The sequence below is a fragment of the Nonomuraea sp. NPDC049504 genome, assembly GCF_040676845.1.
GTDB classification, from domain to species: Bacteria; Actinomycetota; Actinomycetes; order Streptosporangiales; family Streptosporangiaceae; genus Nonomuraea; species Nonomuraea salmonea.
The window spans coordinates 400,113-413,652 of the sequence record NZ_JBFAPT010000005.1 but is presented as its reverse complement, the minus strand read 5'-3'; the positions used below and the strand labels follow the sequence as shown (position 1 = coordinate 413,652).

General features: G+C 71.8%; 13 protein-coding genes. 6 read left to right on the top strand and 7 right to left on the bottom strand.

Annotated features, from left to right (window positions below; all coding sequences use genetic code 11):
- The first annotated feature begins 90 nt into the window (after positions 1-90).
- Entirely contained in the window at positions 91-3,117 is a 3,027-nt protein-coding gene (locus tag AB0K28_RS13445; RefSeq protein WP_364368873.1) for a BTAD domain-containing putative transcriptional regulator, read from the top strand.
- A 275-nt stretch (positions 3,118-3,392) separates the two neighbouring features.
- On the opposite strand, the gene AB0K28_RS13440 is transcribed toward AB0K28_RS13445, so the two are convergent.
- The gene (locus AB0K28_RS13440) at positions 3,393-4,796 is read right to left on the bottom strand and encodes a methyltransferase (protein ID WP_364368870.1); all 1,404 of its coding nucleotides are present in this window, start codon (positions 4,794-4,796) and stop codon (positions 3,393-3,395) included.
- A gap of 155 nt (positions 4,797-4,951) precedes the next feature.
- On the opposite strand from AB0K28_RS13440, the gene AB0K28_RS13435 reads away from it, so the two are divergent.
- Positions 4,952-5,344: a hypothetical protein gene (locus AB0K28_RS13435; RefSeq protein ID WP_364368867.1), complete on the top strand. Its 393-nt coding sequence runs from the start codon at positions 4,952-4,954 to the stop codon at positions 5,342-5,344.
- 18 nt (positions 5,345-5,362) lie between these two features.
- Here the strand turns inward: AB0K28_RS13435 and AB0K28_RS13430 are convergent, their stop codons facing one another.
- Together AB0K28_RS13430 and AB0K28_RS13425 are read right to left on the bottom strand one after the other, a co-directional pair.
- Positions 5,363-5,956 (bottom strand): TetR/AcrR family transcriptional regulator, encoded by a 594-nt coding sequence (locus tag AB0K28_RS13430; RefSeq protein ID WP_345392964.1) that lies wholly within the window; start codon positions 5,954-5,956, stop codon positions 5,363-5,365.
- A 4-nt stretch (positions 5,957-5,960) separates the two neighbouring features.
- Entirely contained in the window at positions 5,961-6,470 is a 510-nt protein-coding gene (locus AB0K28_RS13425; protein ID WP_364368864.1) for a GNAT family N-acetyltransferase, read from the bottom strand.
- Between the two features lie 76 nt (positions 6,471-6,546).
- Between AB0K28_RS13425 and AB0K28_RS13420 the strand changes: the two genes are divergently transcribed.
- From AB0K28_RS13420 to AB0K28_RS13405, 4 genes are all read left to right on the top strand, one after another.
- On the top strand, positions 6,547-7,008 hold the full coding sequence (locus AB0K28_RS13420) for a helix-turn-helix domain-containing protein (protein ID WP_364368861.1): 462 nt from the start codon (positions 6,547-6,549) through the stop codon (positions 7,006-7,008).
- Positions 7,009-7,046: 38 nt separating this feature from the next.
- Positions 7,047-7,883: an SURF1 family protein gene (locus tag AB0K28_RS13415; RefSeq protein WP_364368858.1), complete on the top strand. Its 837-nt coding sequence runs from the start codon at positions 7,047-7,049 to the stop codon at positions 7,881-7,883.
- A gap of 10 nt (positions 7,884-7,893) precedes the next feature.
- The gene (locus AB0K28_RS13410) at positions 7,894-8,637 is read left to right on the top strand and encodes a tyrosine-protein phosphatase (protein WP_364368855.1); all 744 of its coding nucleotides are present in this window, start codon (positions 7,894-7,896) and stop codon (positions 8,635-8,637) included.
- 159 nt (positions 8,638-8,796) lie between these two features.
- A complete protein-coding gene (locus AB0K28_RS13405; protein WP_364368852.1) occupies positions 8,797-9,993 on the top strand; it encodes an amidohydrolase family protein in 1,197 nt (398 codons plus the stop codon).
- Here the strand turns inward: AB0K28_RS13405 and AB0K28_RS13400 are convergent.
- The 4 genes from AB0K28_RS13400 to AB0K28_RS13385 form a co-directional block, all read right to left on the bottom strand.
- Positions 9,990-10,337, bottom strand: a complete 348-nt coding sequence (locus AB0K28_RS13400) for a YkvA family protein (protein ID WP_345392976.1) — start codon at positions 10,335-10,337, stop codon at positions 9,990-9,992. The genes AB0K28_RS13405 and AB0K28_RS13400 overlap by 4 nt on opposite strands.
- A 69-nt stretch (positions 10,338-10,406) precedes the next feature.
- On the bottom strand, positions 10,407-11,825 hold the full coding sequence (locus AB0K28_RS13395) for an amidase (RefSeq protein ID WP_345392979.1): 1,419 nt from the start codon (positions 11,823-11,825) through the stop codon (positions 10,407-10,409).
- Positions 11,826-11,828: 3 nt separating this feature from the next.
- Positions 11,829-12,785: an LLM class F420-dependent oxidoreductase gene (locus AB0K28_RS13390; RefSeq protein WP_364368848.1), complete on the bottom strand. Its 957-nt coding sequence runs from the start codon at positions 12,783-12,785 to the stop codon at positions 11,829-11,831.
- Between the two features lie 57 nt (positions 12,786-12,842).
- Positions 12,843-13,511 (bottom strand): TetR family transcriptional regulator, encoded by a 669-nt coding sequence (locus tag AB0K28_RS13385; RefSeq protein ID WP_364368845.1) that lies wholly within the window; start codon positions 13,509-13,511, stop codon positions 12,843-12,845.
- Positions 13,512-13,540 lie beyond the last annotated feature (29 nt).

The following is a 13,540-nucleotide window of genomic DNA, read 5'->3' as shown; positions in this document are numbered from 1 at the left end:
AATGAACGGATCTGCCGGGATCTAGGTGGCAAAGGTCGTTGGACTTATCATTTGGGAACAAATTATCTCGCTGGCTGGGAGACGAACGGCATGGCTGGTCAGAGCGGCGAAGGCGGGCTGCGGTTCGCCGTGCTCGGTCCTGTCCGCGCCTGGCATGACGGCCAGGAGCTCGACCTGGGCACCCCGCTGCAGCGTTCCATCCTCGGCATGCTGCTGCTGCGCGAGGGCCACGCGGTCACCCCCAACGAGATGATCGACGCCGTCTGGGGCGAGGAGGCGCCGCCGCGCGCGCTCGGGGCCCTGCGCACGTACGTCTCGCGCCTGCGTACGGTGCTCGAACCGGGCAGGCCCGCCCGCTCCCGCCCCGAGCTGCTCACCTCGATCGGCCGCGGCTACGCGCTGCGCCTGCCGGACGACGCGCTCGACCTGACCCGCTTCGAACGCGGCGTCACCCAGGCCGAGGCCGCGCGCAAGGCCGGCAGGCTCGCCGAGGCGGCCCGCGAGCTGCGCGCCGCGCTGGCCCTGTTCGAGGGCGAGCCGCTGGCCGGCACCGTCGGCCCGTACGCCGAGCACCAGCGCGACCGCCTGATCGAGCGGCGCATCAGCGTCGTCGAGACCCTCATGGACGTCGACCTGGAGTTGGGCGAGCACGCCAAGGTCGTCTCCGAGCTGATCGCGCTGACCGCCGAGCACCCGCTGCGCGAGCGCCTGCGCGCCCAGCTCATGCTCGCCTACTACCGCTGCGGCCGGCAGGGCGACGCGCTCAACGTCTTCACCGAGACCCGCGAGGCGCTCATCGACGAGCTGGGCATCGAGCCAGGGCCCGAGCTGACGGCGCTGCACCAGCGCATCCTCGCCGCCGACCCCGCGCTCGCCGCCCCGCATCGGGCCGAGGAGGACGAGGAGGAGGAGCCGCCGGCCGCCGACGACGAGCAGCCCGCCGCGCTCGAGCTGCCGAGACCCGCTCAGCTGCCCGCCGCCGTCAGCGACTTCACCGGCCGCAAGGAGGTCGCGGTACGCCTGCGCACGATGCTGTCGGCCCAGCCGTCGGCCGAGGGCGTGCCGGTGGCGGCCATCTCCGGCATCGGCGGGGTCGGCAAGACGACGCTGGCCGTCCACGTGGCCCACCTGCTCGCCGACGTCTTCCCCGACGGGCAGCTCTACGCCGACCTGCGCGGCTACAGCGAGGAGCCGACCGCGCCCGAGTCCGCGCTCGGCGCGTTCCTGCGCGCGCTCGGCATCCCGCCCGACGTCATCCCCGACGGCCTCGCGGAACGCTCCGCGCTCTTCCGCTCGATCCTGGCCGAGCGCCGCATCCTCGTGCTGCTCGACAACGCCCGCGACGCCGGTCAGGTCAGCCCGCTGCTACCGGGCTCGCCGGGCTGCGCCGCGATCGTCACCAGCCGGGGCAAGCTCGCCGACCTGCCCGCCGCCCGGCTCATCGACCTCGACGTCATGGAGCCGGACGAGGCGCTGCAGCTCTTCGCCGCGGTGGCCGGCGCCGAGCGCGTCTCGGCGGAGCACGGCGCCGCCATGGACGTGGTCGCGGCCTGCGGTTTCCTGCCGCTGGCGGTCCGCATCGTGGCCGCCCGGCTGGCCGCCCGCCCCTCCTGGACGGTCGCCTCCCTGGTGCCCAGGCTGGCCGACGAGCAGCGCCGCCTCGACGAGCTGCGGGTGGGCAACCTGGCGGTGGAGGCCACGTTCGCGCTCGGATACGGGCAGCTCACCCCCGTTCAGGCCCGCGCCTTCCGCCTGCTGTCGCTGTCGAACGGCCCCGACATCTCGGCGGGCGCCGCGGCCGCCGTGCTCGCCGCCGACGCGTTCGAGACGGAGGAGGTGCTGGAGTCGCTCGTGGACGCGAGCCTGCTCGAAGCGCCCGCGCCCGGCCGCTACCGCTTCCACGACCTGCTCAAGCTCTTCGCCCGCCGGACGCTCGACCGGACAGAACGCCCGCAGGCCCGCACCATGGCGCTGCGCCGCCTGCTGGGCTTCTACCTGGCCTCCGCGCAGTCGGCGCACGCGCTGGCGTACGAGGGCAGCATGATCTCGGCGAACCTGGTCGTGGTCGGCACCGGGCGCACGTTCAGCACCGTGGACGAGGCCGTCGCCTGGCTCATCGCCGAGGGCGACTCGTTGTTCGCCACGATCAGCCAGGCCGCGTCCTGCGCGCGCACGCCCGAGCACCTGCTGCCCGCCGCCGACCTGCTGGTGGCCATGGAGCCGCTGCTGGAGTCGGGCACCCACACCCGCGAGTTCGACCAGAGCACCCGCGCCGTGCTCGCCGCCGCGCGGAAGAACGGCGACCAGGGCAGCGAGCTGCGCTCCCGGTACGTGCTCGGCCGGGTGCTGTTCGCCGCCAACCGGCTCAAGGAGGCCGAGGAGCACTTCAGGATCGTCCACGAGCTGTCGGTCGCCCGCAGGGAGAAGGTCGTCACCGGCGAGGTGCTCAACGCCCTGGCCGTCGTGGTCGGCAGGCAGCGCCGCCACACCGAGGCGCTCGGCCTGTTCGACGAGGCGATGCGCTTCTACCGCGACAACGACGTGCCGGCCGGCGAGGCGCTCGTGCTCAGCTACTCCGCCCGCGACCACCTCGGCCTCGGCCGCCCCGACGACGCGATCGCCGCCGCCGAGAAGGGGCTCGCCATCTTCACCGAGATGGGCTCGGGGGCCGGCACCGCCCGCGCCCGCTACCACCTCGGCATCGTCCTGTCGCGGGTCGGCCGGCTCACCGAGGCCGTCCACCACCACGCCGAGTGCCTGGCCTTCTTCCGTGCCAGCAAGCAGCGGGTGTGGGAGCAGCGGGTGTGCTCCCGGCTGGCCGAGACGTTCATCGCCGCCGAGCGGTACCCGGACGCCGTCCGCCACGCCGAGGAGGCCCTGGTGGTCTCCCGCGACATCGGCCACCCGTACGGCGAGGCCCTGTCGCTCACCGTGCTCGGCAAGGCGCTGCGCGGGCTCGGCAGCACGACGCGCAGCCGCGACTGCCTACGCCGGGCTTTCGAGATCTTCACCAGGCTCGGCGCTCCCGAGGCCGGCGATCTGAAGGTCCTGCTCGACAGCATCCCCGCCGACGAGCCCGGCAGCAGGAGCGGCGCCGATTCCGTCGTCGAGTCCTGAGTACAGCTCGTCGTCCAGACGTGTCATCCACACATGGTTGATCAAGGCTGTCCTTAGGGTGTCACGAAGAGCTCGTGATCGATGGAGTTCAGCCCGGCCGGCCATCTTCGGCCGCCACACGTCGCTAGGGGGCCCGGTTATCCGGATGCTCCGTATGACGGCCTGCCGCCTCACACAAGACGACCGGCCGGACCTGACACGGCCCTCGAACCCCCCAGGTCCGTGTCCTGTCCCAGAGACTCCACCCCCGGTGTCAACGTCCGATCAACAGCGAATCAAAGCAGGAAGTAGCCCTCGGCGATGAGCGGCCGCAGCGCGTCGGCGTTGGTGACCTCACCGTTTCCGACCAGCTCGGCGATGACGTTGAGCAGCGGGCCGAGCGCCAGCTGGCCGTCGCAGACGCCGGCCAGCGCGGCCTCGACGGTGCCGACCTCCCTGCTGCGGCGCAGGCCCTGCGTCTGGCGCAGCACGATGCGCATCGGGTCCTCGGCGCCCGGCAGGCCGATGCGCTCGTCGAGCAGGCCGTCGGCGGTCCGCAGCAGCGCCGACTCCAGGCCCTGCGCCCGGTGCGCCGCCGCGATGGCGTCGATGACGCCGTCCACGTAGTCGCCGACCGGGAGCGCGACCTGGTGGTCCAGGTGCTCGACGCGGACGACGGGGTCGAGCGTGCCGGAGTTGCGCATCGTGATCCAGCCGAACCCGACGCCCTCCACCCTGCGCTCCTCGAACCAGGCCAGCCACCGGTCGTAGTGCTCGGTGTAGTCGGCGCTGCCCTGCTCTGCGGCGTCGCGCAGCCACAGCTCGACGTATTCGGCCGGGTCTTGGACGTCGCGCTGCACCACCCAGGCGTCGCACCCGGTCTCGCGCAGCCAGCCGCCCACCCGGTCGTGCCAGTCCTCGCCCGCGACGTGCAGCCAGTTGGCCAGGAAGTGGGCCTGCCCGCCGGGGTTGAGGTAGGCGGGAGTGCGCCGGACCAGCTCGCGGCAGAAGTCGTCACCGGACGCCCCCGACTCCCGGTACGTCAGCCGCCCCTCCCGCTCGGGCGCGATCACGAACGGCGGGTTGCTCACCACCAGGTCGAACCGCTCACCCTCGACCGGCTCGTACATCGACCCCACCCGCGCATCGACCCCGGAGACCCCCGACAACTCCCAGCTCAGCCGGGCCAGCTCCAGCGCGCGCGGGTTGACGTCGGTGGCGGTGACGCGCTCCGCCCGCCCAGCGAGGTGCAGCACCTGCACGCCGCAGCCGGTGCCGAGGTCGAGCGCGCTGCCGGCCGGGCGGCGGGTGACGAGCTGGGCCAGGTTCGCCGAAGCGCCGCCTGCCCCGACCACGTGGTCGGGCCGCAGCGCGGGGTCGCCCGGACGTACCTTCCTGTCGGAGACGACGTAGCCGCCGGTCTCCCATGGCTGCAGGTGCACGGTCGCGGTGATCTGGTCGCCGTCGGCCGCGACCAGGCCCGACTCCAGCACCTCGGACGCGACGCCCTTGGCCGGCACGGGCACGCCCAGCCACCACAGCCTGATCAGCGTGTCCAGCGGGTCTCCGCCGGCGGTGGCACGCAGGGCCGGTGTCAGCTCCTCGCGCGCCAGGGCCGAGGCGGCCGTGGCGCCCAGGCGCTCGCGGACGCCGTCGATCGTGTAGCCGGTGTCGAGGAGGTGATGGCGCAGTCGTTCCACCTGACCATCCTTTCACCGCGGACATGCCCGCTTGATCCGACACCGAGAGTGTTCATACTGTTACTAAGACTCCCAACCGTTCTGCAAGCGGCGGACAAGGGATGCGCGATATCTCTGGAGATGCACCTCACGTCACCACCCCCAGGAGCAGGACCATGCTCATCCCCTGCTTGGCTTGTGACTCCAAGTTCCGCCCCGACGAGTACTTCGAAGCCTGCTCCGACTACAACCGCGGCCTGGACCTCGTCTCGTGGACCTGCCCGTGCTGCGGCAACCGCGACGACCTGCGGGTGCTGCCGGGCGAGCTGGGCTTCGGCTATCCGAGCCGCGGCAGGTTCGACGTGCTCGACCGCGTACGCGTGCCGGGGCTGCGCAGGCAGCGCGGCGAGCTGCGGCTGGACATCTCGCTCAACCGGTCGATCTGGCGCGTTCCAACCCGGCTGGGGCAGCCCGTGCAGGCGGGCACCTGGCCCTCGCCGCGCAGCAGCCGCGCGATGTCCTCCACCAGCGTCCCGGCCGGCTCCCCGTATCGGCGCGGAGGGCTCTGACCAGCGCGGACGTACGGGTCAGGCGGGCTGGCGCAGGCTCTGCCAGGCGGCCTCGCCCAGCGCCTTGATCTCCTCCTCGGTCGGCGTGTGCGCGCCCGCGAACCACAGCCGGCACATCTCCTGGGCGGGCCCCAGCCACAGCACGTAGCACATGGTGGGGTGCACGGGCTGGAGCCGGCCGTTCTTCATGTGCGGCCGCCACCAGTCGGAGACCTGCTTGAAGAACCCGCGCCGCGCCTCGGCCACCTCGGCGCCGCCCGGCTCGTGCTTGCGCGGCGGACGCTCGCTGATCAGCAGCCTGGCCCTCTCGGGGTGCTCGCCGGCCCAGCGCATGTGAAAGGCCACGATGGCCTCGATGCCCGCCCTGGCGTCGTCGTGACGGACCAGCTCGGCGAGGAACGCCGCCTGGTAGGCCTCGAGGATCTCGCCGTACAGCACGCCGAAGACGTGCTCTTTGCTGGCGAAGTGGTGGTAGAAGCTGCCGACGCTGACGCCGCTTTCCTCACGGAGGCTGGCCAGGGTGGTGGCCGAGACGCCGTCCTGGCTGAAACGGCGGAGGGCGCCCTCGATGATCCTGGTGCGGCCGTCGCGTCCGTTCTTCACACTCTTCACACTGTCAATGGTGTGGCACCAGAACCTTGTTCCGCAAATAGGCCAGCTGATCGATCATAGCGGTCACTTCGACCGTACCGGATTCGACCCGCATCCTGGCGTCCGGCCAGAGGCGGCGGACGAGCCTCAGCACGCGGCGGTTCTCGCCCATGACGTCCATGCCCACGGTACGCGCCCCGCGCAGGGCGGCGCCGAACAGCAGCGCGTCGACCAGCCGCGGCCCGAGCCCCTGGCCCTGCCAGGCGTCGGCGACCACGACGGCGATCTCCACGTCGGAGCACCCGCCGCCCTGGAAGCTCATGGCGTGGGCGACGATCTCGCCGTCGCCGTCGGTCGCGACGAGCGCCTCGCGCTGCTCGTCCACGGCCAGCAGCGTACGCACGAGCGCGGCGGACGGCGCGGAGACCCCGGTGAAGAAGCGCAGCGTCTGCGTGTGCAGCGACAGCCCGGCGAGGAAGCGCCGCATCCGCTCCTCGTCGTCAGGGGTCACCGTCCGCACCTGAGTTCGTTGCATGGACCCAGCCTGCCCGGGGAAGCTGAGTCTGTCAATCAAACTCAGGTATAATGCAAAAATGAACATGCCTTATCGCATGGATTTCCCAGTGGACAATTGCTCGATCGAGCGCACCCTGGAGATCGTCGGGGAGAAATGGACCTTCCTGGTTCTGCGCGAGGCGTTCAGCGGCGTACGCAGGTTCGCCGACATGCAGGCCGGCACCGGCGCCCCCCGCCAGGTGCTCAGCGCCCGCCTGTCCCGGCTGGTCGACGAGGGCCTGCTGCGCAAGGTGCCCTACCGCGAGCCGGGCCAGCGGCAGCGCGACGAATACCGCCTCACCGACAAGGGCCGCGACCTCTATCCCCTGCTGGTCGCCCTCATGCACTGGGGCGACAAATACCTCGCCGGCGACGACGGCCCTCCCGTGCTGCTCACCCACCGCGACTGCGGCGCCCCCATCGAGCTGCGCTTCCGCTGCGCCGACGGCCATGAGGTCGCCGGGCCGCGCGAGGTCACCCCCGTCCCCGGCGAGGGCGCCCACCTCACCCGTGCCTGAGTTCGGCACCACCGGTGCCGGTGCCTAGTCTTGAAGGCGTGTACCGGTTCCTGCTGACGCCTCGATGGCTCGTGCTCCACGTCGTGGTGCTGCTGGTCATCCCCGCTTTCGTGCTGCTCGGGCGGTGGCAGTTCGGCCGGTTCGAAGAGCGCTCGGCCAACAGCGAGCGGGTGACCGCCAACATCGAGGCGCCGCCCGTGCCGCTCGACCGGCTCGCCGCGCCTGGGCAGCCGGTCAAGGAGGACGACCGGTTCAGGAAGGTGACGGTCGCGGGCACGTACGACACCGCCCACGCCCTCGTCGTACGCCGCCGCCCCCAGGAGGGCCGCAACGGCTACTACGTGCTGACCCCGCTCGTCACCGGTCCGGGCACCGGCGTGATCGTGAACCGGGGCTGGGTGCCCGCCGGCGCCACCGCCGACACCCCGCCCGACGTGCCCGCCCCGCCCACCGGGCAGGTGACGGTGACCGGCCGGCTGCGGCCCAGCGAGACCGAGGAGAACAGCGGCGTACGCGACCGTGGCGGGCTGCCGTCCGGCCAGGTGCTGCTCATCAACGCGGGCGCCATCGGCAAGGGGCTGCCGTACACGCTGGTGGGCGGCTACGTCGAGCTGACCGAGCAGCAGCCCGCGGCCGCCACCGCGCCGGCGCCCGTGCCCGCGCCCGACGTCGGCTCCGGAGGCGGGCTCAACCTGGCCTACGGCGTGCAGTGGTGGTTGTTCATCGGCATCGCGATCGGCGGCTGGCTGCTGCTCATCCGGCGCGAGGCGGCCGAGCGCCGGGCGTCATCGGCCTCGGCATCGGCATCGGCCTCGGAAGAAAAGGCGGCCTCGGAAGGAACGGCGACCTCGGAGACGAAGAGCGTCGCCAATTAAGGTGTTGAGGGTGATCCGCCACATTGAGTTCACCAATCTGTGCAACTTCCGCGACGTAGGTGGATATGCCGCCCAAGGCGGGCGTATGGTCCGCTGGCAGCGGCTCTACCGCGCCGACTCCCTCGGCTGGCTGGCCGGCGACGACCTCGCCGCCTACCGGGCGCTGGGCGTGCGCAGCGTCATCGATCTGCGTCACCCCTTCGAGGTCGAGAAGGCCGGACGCGTGCCGGAAAGCGACTGCCCCCACTACCAGAACCTGCCCATCGAGGGCCGGCGCTGGGAGCTCACCCCGTACAACGAGGAGGTGGGCATCGCCCGCTACCTCGCCGACCGCTACCTGGAGATCACCGAGGACGGCGTCGCCAACCTCAGGACCGCCCTGGAGACCGTCGCGGCGGCCGACAACGCGCCCGTGGTCGTGCACTGCGCGGCGGGAAAGGACCGTACGGGCGTGCTCACCGCGCTCGTGCTGTCGCTGGTCGGCGTGGACGAGGACGACATCGTGGCGGACTACGCGCTCACCGGCCGCGCCACCGAGCGCTTCATCGCCGACTGGCGCAGGCGCCACCCTGACACGCCGCTCTGGCCGGGGTTCGGGCTGGCTCCCGCCGAGACCATGCGGCTCTTCCTCACCGACCTCACGGCCCGTCACGGCAGCATCGAGAGGTATGTCACTCAGGTGCTCCAACTTTCCCCCGACGCGGTCGCCGAACTCCGCGCACATTTGCTGACTGAGTCGAACGGCGCTGGGTAGTGGAGCGCAGGGCCTGCTTGCTGCGCGAGGCGGGCCCGTTCATCCCGGGATCGCCAGCCATCCCCCTCCCGGCGGTCCCGGGTCAACATCTTCGCGCAGAGACCCAACGGATACGTCGCAGCTTGTTCGACGTTATGCCGCCGTCGTACGGTTACGTGCGTGACTACGCCGCTGCTCCCCGATCCTGACCCCAGGCGGCGCGACTACGTGATCATCTCAGCAGACGATCACCTGATCGAGCCGCCCGACCTGTTCGAAGGGCGCCTGCCGGAGAAATACGCCGAGGTCGCGCCCAAGGTCGTGGAGACGGAGGCCGGTCACCAAGTCTGGCGCTACGGCGGCGCGACCTATCCGTGCGCCGGCATCGACGTCGGCGCGGGGCTGCCACGCGAGCAGCGGACGCTCGACCCCATCAGGTTCGAGAACATGCGTCCGGGCTGCCACGACATCGAGGCCCGCATCCAGGACATGGACCTCGCCGGCATCTGGGCCGCGCTCTGCTTCCCCGGCATGCTGGCCGGGCAGGCCGGCATGCCGTTCGCCAGGACCCGCGACCAGGAGCTCGGCCTCGCCCTGGTGCGGGCGTGGAACGACTGGCACATCGACGTCTGGGCCGGCACCTACCCCGAGCGCATCATCGGCCTGCAGCTGCCCTGGCTGCCCGACCCCGACGTGGCGGCCAAGGAGATCAGGGCCAACGCGGCCAGGGGCTTCAAGGCGGTCGTCTTCCCCGAGTTCCCGACCAGGCTGCGGCTGCCGTCGATCCACTCGGGCCACTGGGACCCGTTCTTCGCCGCGTGCGAGGAGACCGGCACCGTCGTCTGCCTGCACGCCGGCGACTCCTCCTGGTCGCCCGTGCCGTCGCCCGACACCCCCATCGAGGCCATCACCACGCTCATGCCGACGAGCGCCATGTTCGCCTGCGCCGACTGGCTGTGGTCAGGGCTGCCGCTGCGCTTCCCCGCGCTGCGCATCCTCATCGTCGAGGGCGGCGTGGGCTGGCTGCCGATGCTGGCCGAGCGCGCCGACTACGCCCTCGACCACCCGGTGGCCGGCGAGGCGTCGTGGGAGGGCGGGCTCAAGCCCAGCGAGGTGCTGCGCCGCAACTTCTTCTTCGGCACCCTCGACGACCACGCGCTGTCGGGCGTGCGGCTCGCGGTCGGCCTCGACCACGTGCTGCAGGAGAGCGGCTACCCCCACTCCGACTCGACCTGGCCCGACACGCAGAAGTCGGTGGCCCAGAATCTCGGAACGCTCCCACCGGCCGACATCGCCAGGGTCGCCTACGGCAACGCCGCCCGCCTGTTCGGTCACCCGCTGCCGTCGCGGGCCTGGCTGCGGATGGAGGAGATCTAGACCTCGTCGAGCCGGCCCTGAATGACCTCGCGTTCCCGCTGGACGTAGCGGCCGCTCTCGCCGAGCAGCGAGGCCATCAGCCACAGGAACACGCCGAAGTCGTCGGCCACCCCGATCAGCATGAGGAAGTCGGGGATGACGTCGATCGGCGAGATCAGGTAGACCACGCCGAGCCCCATCAGGGCCAGCTTGCCCTTGCCCATGCCCGCGTACTGGCCGCGCATGACCGCGCCCAGCATCCGCGGGATCGCCCTGACCCTGGTCATCAGTGGCGGCGACCCGGGCCTGGTCACCTCGCGGTAGGTCTTCCACGCCGCCGCCGCCCGTGCTGCCTTCGCCATCATGTGCAACCCCCTACCCCCGGTCTCTCACGACATAACGCGTCGGAAAGGCCAGGGGTTCCTGTCCTCAGGTCAGGGCAGGCAGGGATGTTCGAACGGCCTGGCCTGCTCGATCTGGGCGGCCACCCGTACGAGGAGGTCCTCGCGCCCGGCGGCGGCCACGAGCTGCACGCCCACCGGCAGCCCCGCTGAGGTCCTGTGCAGGGGCAGTGAGACGGCCGGCTGGCCGGTCGCGTTGATCGGCGAGGTGAAGGCGACCACCGACGCGGTACGCCCGAACGCGGTGCTGAGGTCGTCCGGCGGGATCCAGCCCAGCGGGAACGGCGCCGCCGCCACCGACGGCACCAGCAGCAGGTCATAGCCGGAGCTCCACCAGGCCGCCATCCTGCGGCGGAACCCGTCCATCCACTGCGTGGACAGCAGGTGGTCGGCGGCGCCGCGCTGGCGGCCCGCGCCGACCATGGCGGCGTTGCGCAGCTCCAGCTCCTCCATCTCCACCGGCTTGCCCCGTGCTTCGCCGAGTGCGGCGACCAGCGCGGCGAGGTTGTCGGAGACGATGGCGCCGAAATGGCGGGGGAAGTCGGGATCGGCGAGGGCCGGTGGCCCGCCCTCGGTGACGTCGTGGCCCAGCGACTCCAGCAGCGCGGCGGCCCCGGTGACCGCCTCCGTCACCTCGGGCGCCTCGGGGATGTCGCCGCGCGGGTGCGTGGTGAGGAACCCGACGCGCAGCCGTCCCGGGTCGCGGCCCACCTCGTCGGCGAGCCTGCCGGGCAGCGGCGGGGCGTCGTACGGGTCGCCCGGGTGCATGCCGGAGACGGCGTCGAGGGCCGCCGCGGTGTCGCGTACGGTCCTGGTGACGAAACCGGGGCAGGAGAAGCCGTTCCACCCCTCGCCCATCGCCGGCCCGAGGCTGACCCGGCCGCGCGACGGCTTGAGCCCCACCAGCCCGCACAGCGACGCTGGCACCCGGATCGAGCCGCCGCCGTCGCTCGCCGTGGCCAGCGCGACCATCCCGGCCGCCACCGCCGCCGCCGACCCGCCGCTCGACCCGCCCGCCGAGTACGCCGGATCGTACGGGTTCCGCGTCGCCCCGAACGCGACGGGCTCCGTCGTGATCGTGCTGCCGAACTCGGGGGTGTTCGTCCGCCCGAGCAGCACGAACCCGGCCTCGCGCAGCCGGACGACCCCGTACGCGTCGGCGGCGTCCTCGACCCCGTCGCGCACGTTCGACCCCGCGCTGTACGGCTCGCCCGCCTCCCGCCAGCCGAGGTCCTTGAGCAGGATCGGCACCCCGCGGAAGGGCGCGCCAGCCGGGATGGCGTCGATCTCGGCGAGCGCCCGCTCGAACCGCCGGTGGACGACCGCGTTGAGCACGCCGTCGGTCTCCTCGATGCGCGCGATCACGGCCTCGGCCAGCTCGCGCGGCGACACCTGACCGTCCCTGACCGCCTGGGCCTGGCCGGTCGCGTCCAGCCGCAGTAAGTCGCGCATCGCCTACGCCTCCGGTGCCAGCTCGCGGACCGCCTGGTCGATGGGCATCGCGCCGGGCAGCGGCGCGAGGACCGGGGTGTCGAGGCCGTTGGCGACGTACTCCTTGATGCGGGCCCGGCAGGTGGCGGCGTCGCCGTGCACGATCAGGTCGTCCACCACCTCGTCGGGGATGGCCTTGAGCGCGGCCTGCCGGTCGCCCGCGGCCCACGCCTCGTGCATCGGGCGCAGCACCTCGCCGCGGCCCAGCCAGTCGTGGAAGGCCGCGTAGACGGGGACGGTGAGGTAGCTCGCGAGCATCCATCTGGCGGTCTCGCGGACCCGCTCGGTGTCCTCGTCCACGCAGACGAACAGGCGGGCGATCAGCTCGGTGTCGGGGCCGATCTCGGCGCGGACCTTCTGGACGTCGGCGGGCGCGAGCCAGTTCGTGATCGCGCCGTCGGCCTCCTCGGCGGCCAGCCGCAGCATCCGCGGCCGCAGCGCGGCCAGCACGATTTTCGGTGGCGTCTTGGGCGCGCGTTCCAGCTTGAAGCCCTTGACCTCGAACGTCTCGTACGCCTCCGAGACCTTCTCCCCCGCCAGCGCCCGCTTCAGGAAGCGCAGGGTGTCACGGGTGCGCGCGTACGGCTTGGCGAACGTGCCCGCGTTCCACCGCTCGACGATCGCCGGCGACGACGCCCCGATGCCCAGCACGAACCGGCCGGGTGCGAGGTCGGCCAGCGTCGCGGCCGACATCGCGAGCAGCCCGGGGCCGCGCGTCGAGACGGGCACGATCGCGCTGCCCAGCCGCACCTGCGGCGCCCACTGCGCGGCCAGCGCCAGCGGCACGAACCCGTCGGTGCCGTTGACCTCGGCGGACCACACGTCGGTGTAGCCGAGCGCGGGCAGCTCGGCTATGAGGTCCTGCGCCTTGGACAGCGAGCGATCGTAGAAGGGGATCGTCATGCCCCAGTTCTGCGTCATACACGGCCTCCCAGATGCCACATCAGGAGGACCATACCAACCGCTCGGTATGTCGCCCTAGGCCCGCAGCTCGTGCACCGCCGCGATGAAGTCCTTCGTGATGCCCCGCAACCCCGGCAGGTGCGACAGCCCGACCAGCCGGTCCACCAGCGGCACCGTCACCTCGATCAGCCGGTACGTCCGCGCGCACCCCTCCGAGGTGTCGTGCACCCAGAACAGCACCATGCCCATCGACAGCAGCCACAGCAGCTCGGGCAGCTCCTCGCGCAGCTCGGCGTTCATGCGGTCGCGCGAGCCCTCGACGACCTCACGGTAGATGGCGATCGACGCCTCGCGCGCGGGCGAGGACTGCTTGCTGAACGGGCTGAGCGGATTGGTCGGCTCGGCCGCGTGCTTGAAGAACTTCACGGCGAACTCGTGGTAGGGCTCGGAAACCCGCACCCACTCCCGCAGCACCCCGCTCAACCTGGCCGCGAACGACTCCTCCGTGGCGAGGAACTCCCGGCACGCGGCTTCGTGCTCGGCCTGCGCCCGGTCGTAATAAGCCTGGATCAACGCCTCCTTGCTGTCGAAGTAGTAGTAAGCGTTGCCCACGGACACACCGGCCTCGGCCGCGATGGCCCGCATGGTGGTCGCGTCGAAGCCGCGCTCCCTGAACAGTCGCAAGGCCGTCTCGACGATGACCTCTCGAGTGCTCTCCGCTCCTCTGTTTCGGGCTTCGGACACGCACGTCACTTTACGTCGTCGAACACGGT

Excerpts from the sequence above, each read along its gene's own strand:
- AB0K28_RS13445 (WP_364368873.1), top strand. The coding sequence starts at position 91 with ATGGCTGGTCAGAGCGGCGAAGGCGGGCTGCGGTTCGCCGTGCTCGGT.
- AB0K28_RS13435 (WP_364368867.1), top strand. The coding sequence starts at position 4,952 with ATGCTCATCCCCTGCTTGGCTTGTGACTCCAAGTTCCGCCCCGACGAG.
- AB0K28_RS13425 (WP_364368864.1), bottom strand. The coding sequence starts at position 6,470 with ATGCAACGAACTCAGGTGCGGACGGTGACCCCTGACGACGAGGAGCGG.
- AB0K28_RS13420 (WP_364368861.1), top strand. The coding sequence starts at position 6,547 with ATGGATTTCCCAGTGGACAATTGCTCGATCGAGCGCACCCTGGAGATC.
- AB0K28_RS13400 (WP_345392976.1), bottom strand. The coding sequence starts at position 10,337 with ATGATGGCGAAGGCAGCACGGGCGGCGGCGGCGTGGAAGACCTACCGC.
- AB0K28_RS13395 (WP_345392979.1), bottom strand. The coding sequence starts at position 11,825 with ATGCGCGACTTACTGCGGCTGGACGCGACCGGCCAGGCCCAGGCGGTC.
- AB0K28_RS13390 (WP_364368848.1), bottom strand. The coding sequence starts at position 12,785 with ATGACGCAGAACTGGGGCATGACGATCCCCTTCTACGATCGCTCGCTG.